The organism is Romboutsia weinsteinii (genome assembly GCF_002250835.2).
Lineage (GTDB): Bacteria > Bacillota > Clostridia > Peptostreptococcales > Peptostreptococcaceae > Romboutsia_A > Romboutsia_A weinsteinii.
In genome coordinates this window covers 20779-32253 of sequence record NZ_NOJY02000035.1, presented here as the reverse complement: position 1 = coordinate 32253, position 11475 = coordinate 20779, and the positions used below count along the sequence as shown (strand labels likewise).

Sequence of the window (11475 nt, the reverse complement as noted above, 5' to 3'; positions counted from 1 at the left end):
TTGTTTGGTTGTTTCAAATTCTATAAATTAACCTACTGTTTAATTTTCAAAGTTCATTTTAGCGACCATGTCGCATTTCTATAAACAACTCATTATTTTATCAAAGTTTGTAAGCTTCTTTTCTAACTTGTTGTTTTGTTGTTGTCCTGTTCTCTTGGACAAGTAATACTTTACCACCTTTTACATATGTCGTCAACACTTTTTAAAAAGTTTTTTAATTTTTTTTAAAAAAACATTTAAATCTAATAAAATATTAGTGTTTTTCTACATTTTACTACAACATAAAAGCTATTTATTTTCACTATATTTGAATATGTATGACCCTTTTTTGAAAAAATATATCTATATATATCATTAATAAGGAGATGATTTTATGAGCGATTTTAATAAAATAAAAAATCTTTATGAAGATGGTTACAGATGTATATATCATGACTGTGTAGACACTACTCATACAGTTTATCTTAAAAACTTTAATACTGAAGGATCAGAGGTTATAGAGATTAAGGATGAAAAAGACTTTAGTGATTTTCAAAATTATATAGGCGGACTTAGAATGTCATAATTTTTCTAGATGTATGATTAAGCATAAAAATAGGGAGTCTGCATCTCCCTATTTTGTAGTTACAACTTTTTTTATTAGTCTTAGTAATTCTTCTCTACATGGTTCTATTTCCTTTTTCTTATCTTTATATTCTTGAAAGTTAACAACTTTTGTAATAGTTTTTTTCATAATAATTCACTTCCTAATCAACATTATTAACTTAATTATATAATTCTATATAAGTATAATTCTATATTTTCCATCTATTACCTTCTATTAAATATACAAATTTTCTTATATAAATCCATTTTTGAGAATAATCCTCTCTAAAATGTATTATTATCTGTGATTCAAATATATTTTATTTTCAAATTTTAGTTAAAATTATAAAAAATCATAATTTTAATAACATATATATTTTATATAATTAATGTATAATATGAATATAAACTTTTTAGGGGGATTTTATGCATATATTACAAAATGAACATTTAATAATCGAATCTAAAAATTCTGGAGCTGAACTTACTAGAATTTTTTGTAAGAAACAAAATAAAGAAATATTATGGTCTGGAGATTCAAAATATTGGGGAAGACAATCACCTATATTATTTCCTATAGTTGGTAAGCTAAAAGATAACACTACTATTATCGAGGATTGTACATATACTATGGGTCAACATGGATTTGCAAGAGACTTAGATTTCGAACTTATTCAAGTTGATAATAACTCTGTATCTTATCGTTTAGTATCTAGCGAAACCACTCATAGTCTTTATCCTTATGATTTTGAACTTCTAATAAAATATACTTTAATAGATTCTGAAGTAAGAATAGATTGGAATGTTGTAAATAAGGATTCTAAAGAGATGTACTTCTCTATAGGTGCTCATCCTGCATTTAATATTGATAATTCTTTATCAGATTACTACCTTGAGTTTAAGTCTAGAGATAATATAAGCCAGATTACTCTAAATGGACCTTACTCAGATAAAGATTTTGTATTAGAGAAATTAAATACTCTTTTATTAAATCCAGATTTATTTGCTAATGACGCTCTAATCTATACCAATATAGATGAAATAACTATAAAAAATAACAAAGATGAATCCTTTGTGAATGTAAATTTTACAGACTTCCCATTAGTAGGTATCTGGACACCATACTACAAAGATAGTAACTCTACTGCTCCATTTTTATGTATTGAACCTTGGTATGGACTTGCAGATAGCGTAGACTCTGATGGTCAATATAAGAATAAAAAATATATAAATACACTTGATCCAAGTGAATGCTTCTCTGTTTCATACAGCATTAGCGTTGGTTAGTAGTTTATTTAATCTAATTTTATAGACAATAAAAAAGAGATGTATCACACATCTCTTTTTTTATTATTATTTATTCATTTGCTCTTCAAGCCATTTCAATGCAACATCTAATTGTTTTTCTTCATCTTCTTCTTTTATGTCAGGCTCTATTCCTTTTCCATTTATATAATCTCCATTTGGAGTAAAGTATTGAGCAGTTGTCAACTTATATCCAGTTCCATCCTTTAACTCTCTAACACTTTGAACTAGTCCTTTTCCAAAACTTGTTGTTCCTACAGCTATTCCCTCACCATTATCAACTATAGCAGCAGTAAGTATTTCAGATGCTGATGCACTACCTTCATTTATAAGTACAGCTATCGGAAGACCTAACTTACCCTTACCTGATTTTAAATATTCTGTATTTCCCTTATTATCTTTGGTATAAACTATTGTACCTTCTCCTATTAATTCATCAGCTATATCCTTACATATATCAAGGAGACCTCCACCATTACCTCTAAGGTCTAGTGCTAAAGCTTTAATTCCTTGTGATTTCAAATCATCTAATGCTACTTTAAAATCATCGTATGTATTCTCATTGAATGAAGTCATTTTTATGTAACCTATGTTGTTATCCATAACTTTACTTTCTATAGTATGAGCAACTATCTCTTCTCTTTTTACTTTTATATCAGATTCAGTGCCATCTCTTTTTATAGTTAATACAACTTCAGTTCCTTCTTTTCCCTTTATCATGCCTATAGCTTCATCTGAGTTGCTAGAAGAAACAGCCTTACCATCTACCTTAACTATTTTATCTCCAGCTTTTATTCCACTTCTTTCTGCAGAAGATCCTTCCATCGGAGCTATGATAGTTATAAGCCCATCCTCAGCTTCTGGACTTATATATACTCCTATACCTACATAAGATCCACTTGTTTGTTCTTTTAACTTTTCAAACTCTGATTTAGTATAGTATTGAGAGTATGGATCATCAAGCCCTGAAAACATCCCTTTAATCGCTCCATTTACTAACTTATCATCTGATGGTTTTTGATAAAAATCTTCCTTTACAAGACCCTCTAACCCAAGTAATTTATTATATTTTTGATAGCCTTCATATACACTTTTCGATACTACAACTTTATTCCCTAATGCAAGTTGGAATGTTGATGTGAAAAGTGCTGTAACTACTACAAGGACTATTGCATATATAATAGCTTTTTTCTTTGATATCATTCAATGCATCTCCTTTACCTAATCTACTATATATTATATGACTAGCTATTCTTTTTATTACAATTTACCCAATTGTGTTGATTTAACTTATTTACTTATATAGAATTTATATTAAATAAATTTAAATTATATATCCATATTATACCATATAAAGGGGTTGAGTTTTATGAAAAAGGAGTTTAGAAAGAAAGTTATAGATGTTAGACAATCTCAATGCGTCGATTTTATATCTACAAGGTCTGATATAATCACAGACAAATTACTTTCCATGGATTGCATAAAAAATGCTCACAGCATTATGCTTTATCTAGATTTTAATAATGAAGTTCAAACCAATAACCTTATTAACAAGCTACTTTCATTAAAAAAAATAGTCTCATCTCCTGTAACGTACAAAAAAGATAGAAAATTAGTTCCTACTCAAATTACTGATCTAAAAAAAGATATCCAGTTAGGTGTATACGGAATAAGAGAACCAAATCCAAATTACTCTCGATCTATACCAGTTGAAGATTTAGATATTGTCATTGTACCTGCTGTTGCTTATGACTTAAATTGCTATAGACTAGGATATGGTGGCGGATTTTATGACCGGTTTTTAGAAAACCTGAGACCAGACACGATTACTATAGGTATAGCTTTCGATTTACAAATCTTTGATAGCATTCCTAAGGATCCACATGATGCTCAATTAGACTATATCGTAACCGAATCAAAATTAATCACATCTATCAAATAAAATATAAAAAATCCATCATATATTTTTAGCAAAAGTACTCTAGTAGCGGCTCACTTACTTGAATACTTTTGCTCATTATCTTTTTTTGCCTCTAATATCTACCTTACTACTCTTCTTTACATTTATTATTTTTAGATTTCTCCTCACTATTTTCCTCTTTATCTAGCTTTCTATATCTTTCTAATGTATCATTCATAATATTATCTATTTCACTTATGTCTTTTCCTGTAAGTATCTCTAGACCTTCTTCAATAGTTGATATTGCATATATAGTAAATTTACCTTCTTTAACGCTATCTATTACTTCATCTTTTAGTAATAGGTTTTTAACATTTTGTATAGGTATCATAACACCTTGTCTTCCTGTTAAGCCTTTAAGTTTGCATACATCAAAAAATCCTTCTATTTTCTCATTAACTCCACCTATAGGTTGAATCTCTCCCTTTTGACTTACTGATCCAGTTACTGCAATATATTGCTTTATAGGTATATTTGATATACTAGAGATCACTGCATAAAGTTCAGTACTTGAAGCACTATCACCATCTACACCATTGTAATTCTGTTCAAATGTTATTGATGTTGTTATGGAAATAGGTTTCTCCTTAGCATATCTAGCACCTAGGTATCCACTTAAAATTAGTACTCCTTTATCATGAATACTACCACTTTGCTTTATTTCTCTCTCTATGTTTATTACTCCTAGTCTTCCTCTATAGCTAGACGCAGTTATTTTAGATGGCTTCCCAAAAGAGTATTCTCCTGTTCCCATTACTGCTAACCCATTTATTTGACCAGTTTTTTCACCATCAATATCTATTAATAAGGTTCCCTCTTCAAACATCTCATTTAGTTTCTCTTCATACTTGTTACTCCTATATGCCTTTTGCTCAATTGCTTTTTCAACATCAGATCGCATTACATATATGCTAGCATCATCACTTATTGCTTCTGATTCATAGATAATATCAACAATCTTGTTGAATCTTGCTGTTAACTTATTCTTACTATCTCCTATTCTATTGCTATATTCAATAATTTTTTCTACAGCAGTTTTTTCAAAGTGCTTTAATCCATGTTCATTACATTTATTTGCTATAAGTTGAGCTGTTTTGTAAATATTCTCCTTATTTTTATCTAGTTCTATATCGAAATCAGCCATTATCTTAAATAAACTTCTAAATTCCTCTTCATACGAATAAAGAAGGCTATAATAGCGATTATCACCTATTAAGATAACCTTTATATCTATATCAATTGGCTCTGGTTTTAATGTCGATGTAACTAGATACCCATATTGTTTGTTTAAGGATTCAATAGTTATTTTCCCAGTTTTTAAAGTTCTCTTTAAGCACTCCCAAGAGAAAGGACTTGATAATACATCCTTTATATTTAAAATCAAATATCCACCATTAGCTCTATGAAGCACTCCTGGTTTTATCTCCATAAAACTAGTAGTAAGAGCACCAATTTCATTTTTATATTCTATAGATCCAGTTAAATTATAGTATGTAGGATTACTCTCTGTAATTATTTTACATTCCTTACACTCACTATTATCTATAAATAAATTAACCTTATAGTTATTTAAAAACTTAGTATCATTTTTTTGAGACATCATCCCAAGCATCGCCATTGGATTTTGTTGTTTTTCTTCTTGATCTGATTTGAGTTTAGATATATTATTTACTATATCATTGCATAAATCATTTATATACGTATTTATCTTTTCATTTTTTCCATATTTTGATAATAAGCATTGGCCATAGAACCCCACCAAACTTCTACCTACATTTCTATCTAAGTCAGCACTCTTGTTTTTATAATTATCCTCGCAAGCTTTAATTCTATCTATATAATCCTTACTTTCTTGATTCAGTTTTAAGCCTCTTTCTCTCAGATCTCTAACATCTGTTGCGGTTAAATTACCTAACTCTTCTTCTCTCATAAGAGTACCATCTTCCTTCATAGGTACACTTATAAGCCCTCTTTCCGTTACTTGAAATTTAAACCCCTTAGGTTTTGCAAAATCATTCAGTTCATTTATTATATTTTGAATGCTCTCTTCCAACTCAGTCATCAGTAATCTATTATGATATTCATATTCCTTAGTATTAAATATCTTTGGTATTTCATCTTTTATCTTCTCTACTATACTTTCTACATCTTCTTTAAAAACTCTACCTTCTCCAGCATTAAGAGCTATAGATATTGGTTCATTTTGATTCTTAAAGTTATTTACATAAATCCAATCTTTTAGATTCTCATTAAGTTTTGCATGTTTTTTTATTAGTGATTTTGTATAGCTACTTTTTCCCAAACCATCTGATCCAGCTACATATATGTTGTAACCAGGTTGCTTCATTTTCAGCCCAAATTCAATTGCTTGTACAGCTCTTTCTTGACCTATTATATCTTTCATAGGGGTTATATCTTCTGTGGTTTTAAAGTCTATATCATCTAAATAAAAATCACTTTTTAAATCTTCTATTTTTACTTTATATCTATCAATGTTTAGCATATACTCACCTCGTAGGTTTTTATTTTAGATTTTTATTTTTCCCTACTTAGCGCTAAATAATAAGTAAGTCAGTAAAAAATTAAATGAGCTATAATGCAAATTAAGATATTTGCATTATAGCTCATTACTTTATTATGTAAATTACTTATCCTCTACACGAGAACTTAATTCTATTCTATCAGGAAGTTTATTAAGGTTAGTCTCTAAAACTATGTATGGATATGATTTTTCTTTGTTCTTATATACTATATTTACCTTCATAACTTCTTTTTCGTCTTCAGTTAAAGTACTTATTTTTTCTATCTCGATACCATGTTTATTATCATTTCCTCTAGTTACTACAATATATATTTTTCCATCAAGTTTTACCGCTAGTGCTCTTTCCTGATCTGTGTATTTGTCCATGATGCTGAGTATTTTTTCTGGTATAGCCTCTCTTTGTACCATAGTATAGTCTACTGGCTTAGATTTGTCCATAAACATATTTGGTATAAAGATAAAACCTCCGACTATTAATATTAAAGCTAATACGCCATATATTACCCCTTTGACATTAAACTTAATATTCAACTCTCTCACCCCCCATATACATTAAATATATGAATATTATTCATATATTAGAAGAAAAAAAGAACTATCTTAAAATTTTATATTTTAAGATAGTTCTCTCATATATATTAATCTATATTATTTTTTAGCTATTGCTTCTTTAACAGCTACAACTATATCATCAGATGTTAATCCAAATTTCTTTAATAAATCAGCTGGTGTTCCTGATTCACCAAATGAATCTTTAACTCCAACTTTCTTAATAATAACTGGACACTCTTCTGATAAAACTTCACTAACTGCTGATCCAAGACCACCTAATACACTGTGCTCTTCTGCAGTTACTATAGCTTTAGTTTCTTTAGCTGAATTTATTATTAATTCTCTATCTATTGGCTTAATAGTAGACATATTTATTACTTTAACATTTATACCTTCTGATTTTAACGCTTCATGAGCTATTACCGCTTCATTTACCATCATACCACAAGCTATAACTGTAGCATCAGTACCTTCTCTAAGAACTGCACCTTTTCCTATTTCAAACTTATAGTTTTCATCAAATAATGTAGGAACTGCACTTCTTCCAAGACGAACATACATAGGTCCATTGTACTTAGCTGCTTCCATTATCATTTGCTCAGTTTCTATACCATCTGCAGGAACTAAAACAGTCATATTAGGTATAACTCTCATTATAGCTATATCTTCTATACTTTGATGAGATGCACCATCTTCCCCAACTGTTATACCAGCATGAGTAGCACATACCTTAACATTTAATTTAGGATATGCCACTGAGTTTCTTATTACTTCAAATGCTCTCCCCGTAGCAAACATAGCAAATGTACTTGCAAAAGGAATCTTTCCTGCAGTTGCAAGACCACTAGCCGCCCCTATTAGGTTTTGCTCTGCTATCCCCATGTTGAAGAATCTCTCTGGGAATGTTTTACCGAAATCATATGTCTTAGTAGATTTTGATAAATCCGCATCTAAAACAACAACTTGATCATTAATTTGTCCTAATTTAACTAATGCTTTTCCGTATGCATCTCTAGTAGCTATCTTACTCATGGTGAGCACCCCCTAATTCTGCTAACGCTATTTCTAAATCATTGTCACTTGGAGCATTTCCATGCCATCCTGCTTGATTTTCCATGAAAGAAACACCCTTACCTTTTACAGTTTTAGCAACTATCATTGTAGGCTTTCCTACCGTAGATTTAGCCATATCAAGAGCTGCAAATATTTGATCAAAATCATGTCCATCTATTTCTATTACATTCCATCCGAAAGCTTTAAACTTATCAACTATATGTCCTATATCCATTACTTTTTCTACAGGTCCATCTATTTGAAGTCCATTGTTATCTAAGAATGCAACCATATTATCTAATTTATAGTGAGCTGCACTCATCGCAGCTTCCCATACGATACCCTCTTCAACTTCTCCGTCTCCAAGTAGAGCATATACATTCCAAGGTGCATTATCTAACTTCGATGCCATTGCCATACCACATGCTACTGAAAATCCTTGTCCTAATGAACCAGTTGACATTTCAACACCTGGAGTCCCTTTCATATCAGGATGCCCTTGTAGCATTTTTCCAGCTTGTCTTAACCCTTTTAGCTCTTCTTTATTAAAATAACCTCTGTGAGCTAAAGTTGCATATAATACCGGTGCCGCATGACCTTTTGATAGTACAAATCTATCTCTGTCTTCCATTTTAGGATTTGTAGGATCTATATTCATTTCATCGAAATAAAGAGCTGTTAGTATTTCAACTGCCGATAATGATCCTCCTGGATGCCCTGATTTAGATCCATGTATCATAGATACTATATCTTTTCTTATGACATTTGTAATCTCATTCAATCCTTTATGATCTCTCATGTAATTACCTCCCTAGTTTGTAAACTAAAAAATTACTCATATGTAATGTATGTTTTGTATCAATCCATATTATTATATCACTTTTATGATATTTAGGACGAATTTTTTAAAATAAAAGTAGTTACATATAGCTTTCTCATTAATATGATACACTACTATGTGGAAATTTATGTAATTAAAATGCAAAAAATACATAAAAAAATTATTGATACATAATAATATCAATAATTTTCTTACAAATTAAATAGTCCTAAACTAATATGAAGACTATTATCAACTTTTAACATCATACTTTCATCTAGACAACCTATTTTCTCTCTTAACCTCTTTTTATCAATTGTTCTAATTTGTTCCAAGAGGATAACAGAGTCTTTGTTAAGCCCGTATTCATTAGCGCTTATCTCTATGTGAGTAGGCAATTTTGCTTTATTAATTTGAGATGTTATAGCGGCTATGATAACTGTTGGACTGTACTTATTTCCAATGTCATTTTGGACTACTAGAACCGGTCTAACTCCACCTTGTTCAGATCCAACAACAGGGCTTAAATCAGCATAATACAGCTCTCCACGCCTAATATCTAAATTACTAGCCACCTTGGGCGATATTTCCTTCCGAGCTGTCATCATAAGATACTTCATTTGTCATACCAAGTTCAGCTAACGACAAGTTAATTTGACCCATTTCTTTATAACCTTTAATCATACTCTCTTTTAAGTCGATTTTCTTCTTTTGAGTTATATAGAATTGAAAAGCAGCCTTTGCAAAATCTTCTCTATTACTATTTTCCATCTGAACTATATTATCTAGTTCAGATATAAGGGAATCGGGTAACGTAAATACAATTTTTTCCTTACTCTTATTGTGCACAAAATCGCCTCCCGGAGTGTACTCTCAGTATTATTTTATCAAATAATTACTTACTTGTAAAATTGCATTTCTTTCCATATAAACACGGTCAACTCTCCTTGATACCATACATAACACTTCATAATTTATGGTTCCTAAATCACTAGCAATATTTTCTACTGTTGCACTATTTTCACCAAATATTATAACCTCATCACCAATTTTTATGTCTATATTCTTATCAATTTTAACCATACATTGGTCCATACATATTCTTCCTACTACATCGAACATTTCACCCTTTATACATACTTTAGGATTATTTTGTAGTCTAGTAAACCCATCTGCATATCCTATAGGTATAGTTGCTATTATTTCCTTGTTCGTTGTTCTATATTTTTGACCATAACTTATTCCTACATCACTATCCAATTCTTTTATATGAGCTATCCTTGTTTTTAGTTTCATTGCTGACTTTAGCTCTATATTTTCTTTTATTACTTCATCAGATGGATAATGACCATATAATATTATTCCTGCTCTAACCATATCTAGATTTAGATCTTTAAAGTCCATAATAGCTGCACTATTAGATGCATGTTTTATAGGTATATTAAATCCTAATCCTTCTATTAAGCCTACTATAAATTTAAACTTATCTACTTGATTATAAGTAAACCCCTTATCTACCTCATCCGCTGTTGCAAAATGAGTATAAACACCTTCTAAATTTAAATTATCAAGCTTACTTATACTTACTATTTCTTCTGCTGAAGCTTTATATGGCTTAAAACCTATTCTACTCATACCCGTGTCAATCTTTGCATGTATAGTCGCTATCTTTTCTAAATCTTTAGCCTTTTGACTAATATATTTAGCTACATCAAAAGAGTAAACAGTTATAGCTATGTCATTTTTTATTGCAATTTCGATAGATTCTTCAGGAATATAACCTAGGCATAATATAGGAAGAACTATATCATTTTGTCTTAATTCTATTGCTTCTTCTAATCTGGCAACTGCAAAATAGTCTACTTTTTCTCTTTGTAGTAATTTTGAAACTTCTATTGATCCATGCCCGTATGCATTAGCCTTTACTACTCCACAAATCTTAGTATCTTCATTTAACAGATTTTTTATATTATTAAAATTAAATTTTATGTTATCTAGATTTATCTCCGCCCATGTAGGGGCTGTTAAGTTATACTTCATATCTTTTGTCCCCTCCGTTTATTTTTTATAGGTAAAATTTTTATATGTTACTATAAACCTAGAAATCCCTTCTTTGTCTAGTATTTCCATTTTTTCAGGATTTTTAGTCTTAGTATTTACATATAATACTTGTTTATTAAAATATTTATTATCACCAGGTATAAAGGTTTCTAATACTAGCATTCCCTTTGATAATTCCATTGTCATCTCTTCATTTTGAAGATAATTTTTTATAAAGTCGCCAATAAACATATATTGATCATTTTTTCCTATATTAGTAAGCTCAATTGAATCATCAATATCGGGATTTTTAACTATTATTTTATCACCTTTGTATTCCATAGTCTTCCCTTTAAGATGATCTGGCGAGACAACTTCCAATATATAATTATCTGGCTTCTCATATTTATGAATAAGTATATAATTTTGAGCACTTTTATTTCCCTCTGCTTGTATCTCAGCTGTACAATTATAACTTTTCATATTAGAAATTTGCTTTTGAAATTCTCTATAAACTTCTTCTTTAGTGGACTCTCGTTGCTTACATCCTATTATAATGACTAAAATCCCAACTATTATCATTATTAGTATAGCCCACTTTTTTTTCACACAATCCCT

The 11475-nt window shown here is 29.9% G+C and carries 12 protein-coding genes; 3 read left to right on the top strand and 9 right to left on the bottom strand.

What is annotated here, in order from left to right; genetic code table 11:
* Positions 1–373 precede the first annotated feature (373 nt).
* Both CHL78_RS15050 and CHL78_RS15045 read left to right on the top strand, forming a co-directional pair.
* Positions 374–565, top strand: coding sequence for a hypothetical protein (locus CHL78_RS15050; protein ID WP_094366896.1), 192 nt, complete (start codon positions 374–376; stop codon positions 563–565).
* Between the two features lie 446 nt (positions 566–1011).
* A complete protein-coding gene (locus tag CHL78_RS15045; protein ID WP_094366894.1) occupies positions 1012–1872 on the top strand; it encodes an aldose 1-epimerase family protein in 861 nt (286 codons plus the stop codon).
* A gap of 66 nt (positions 1873–1938) precedes the next feature.
* Here the strand turns inward: CHL78_RS15045 and CHL78_RS15040 are convergent, their stop codons facing one another.
* A complete protein-coding gene (locus CHL78_RS15040; RefSeq protein WP_094366893.1) occupies positions 1939–3093 on the bottom strand; it encodes a S41 family peptidase in 1155 nt (384 codons plus the stop codon).
* A gap of 166 nt (positions 3094–3259) precedes the next feature.
* Here CHL78_RS15040 and CHL78_RS15035 point away from each other — a divergent pair, with 166 nt between their 5' ends.
* Positions 3260–3832, top strand: coding sequence for a 5-formyltetrahydrofolate cyclo-ligase (locus CHL78_RS15035; RefSeq protein ID WP_094366892.1), 573 nt, complete (start codon positions 3260–3262; stop codon positions 3830–3832).
* Positions 3833–3938: 106 nt separating this feature from the next.
* Here the strand turns inward: CHL78_RS15035 and CHL78_RS15030 are convergent, their stop codons facing one another.
* The 8 genes from CHL78_RS15030 to gerS all read right to left on the bottom strand — a co-directional run bounded on the left by CHL78_RS15030 (position 3939) and on the right by gerS (position 11466).
* Positions 3939–6353 carry a Lon protease family protein gene (locus CHL78_RS15030; RefSeq protein ID WP_094366891.1) on the bottom strand — a complete coding sequence of 805 codons (2415 nt, stop codon included), beginning with the start codon at positions 6351–6353 and terminating at the stop codon, positions 3939–3941.
* Positions 6354–6494: 141 nt separating this feature from the next.
* Positions 6495–6932, bottom strand: a complete 438-nt coding sequence (locus tag CHL78_RS15025; protein ID WP_243446454.1) for a hypothetical protein — start codon at positions 6930–6932, stop codon at positions 6495–6497.
* Between the two features lie 108 nt (positions 6933–7040).
* Positions 7041–7976 (bottom strand): transketolase family protein, encoded by a 936-nt coding sequence (locus CHL78_RS15020; protein ID WP_116041517.1) that lies wholly within the window; start codon positions 7974–7976, stop codon positions 7041–7043.
* Complete coding sequence (locus CHL78_RS15015; protein WP_116041515.1) at positions 7969–8796, bottom strand: transketolase; 828 nt, start codon at positions 8794–8796, stop codon at positions 7969–7971. The genes CHL78_RS15020 and CHL78_RS15015 overlap by 8 nt, the downstream gene beginning before the upstream one ends.
* A gap of 233 nt (positions 8797–9029) precedes the next feature.
* Positions 9030–9422, bottom strand: a complete 393-nt coding sequence (locus CHL78_RS15010) for a type II toxin-antitoxin system PemK/MazF family toxin (RefSeq protein WP_199534074.1) — start codon at positions 9420–9422, stop codon at positions 9030–9032.
* On the bottom strand, positions 9385–9666 hold the full coding sequence (locus CHL78_RS15005) for a ribbon-helix-helix protein, CopG family (RefSeq protein ID WP_094368399.1): 282 nt from the start codon (positions 9664–9666) through the stop codon (positions 9385–9387). The genes CHL78_RS15010 and CHL78_RS15005 overlap by 38 nt, the downstream gene beginning before the upstream one ends.
* A 30-nt stretch (positions 9667–9696) precedes the next feature.
* The gene (gene alr / locus CHL78_RS15000; RefSeq protein WP_094368400.1) at positions 9697–10857 is read right to left on the bottom strand and encodes an alanine racemase; all 1161 of its coding nucleotides are present in this window, start codon (positions 10855–10857) and stop codon (positions 9697–9699) included.
* A gap of 18 nt (positions 10858–10875) precedes the next feature.
* Complete coding sequence (gene gerS / locus CHL78_RS14995; RefSeq protein WP_094368401.1) at positions 10876–11466, bottom strand: germination lipoprotein GerS; 591 nt, start codon at positions 11464–11466, stop codon at positions 10876–10878.
* Positions 11467–11475: the final 9 nt, after the last annotated feature.

Coding starts and splice junctions, on each gene's coding strand:
- CHL78_RS15050 (WP_094366896.1), top strand. CDS start 374: ATGAGCGATTTTAATAAAATAAAAAATCTTTATGAAGATGGTTACAGA.
- CHL78_RS15045 (WP_094366894.1), top strand. CDS start 1,012: ATGCATATATTACAAAATGAACATTTAATAATCGAATCTAAAAATTCT.
- CHL78_RS15040 (WP_094366893.1), bottom strand. CDS start 3,093: ATGATATCAAAGAAAAAAGCTATTATATATGCAATAGTCCTTGTAGTA.
- CHL78_RS15035 (WP_094366892.1), top strand. CDS start 3,260: ATGAAAAAGGAGTTTAGAAAGAAAGTTATAGATGTTAGACAATCTCAA.
- CHL78_RS15030 (WP_094366891.1), bottom strand. CDS start 6,353: ATGCTAAACATTGATAGATATAAAGTAAAAATAGAAGATTTAAAAAGT.
- CHL78_RS15020 (WP_116041517.1), bottom strand. CDS start 7,976: ATGAGTAAGATAGCTACTAGAGATGCATACGGAAAAGCATTAGTTAAA.
- CHL78_RS15015 (WP_116041515.1), bottom strand. CDS start 8,796: ATGAGAGATCATAAAGGATTGAATGAGATTACAAATGTCATAAGAAAA.
- CHL78_RS15010 (WP_199534074.1), bottom strand. CDS start 9,422: ATGACAGCTCGGAAGGAAATATCGCCCAAGGTGGCTAGTAATTTAGAT.
- alr (WP_094368400.1), bottom strand. CDS start 10,857: ATGAAGTATAACTTAACAGCCCCTACATGGGCGGAGATAAATCTAGAT.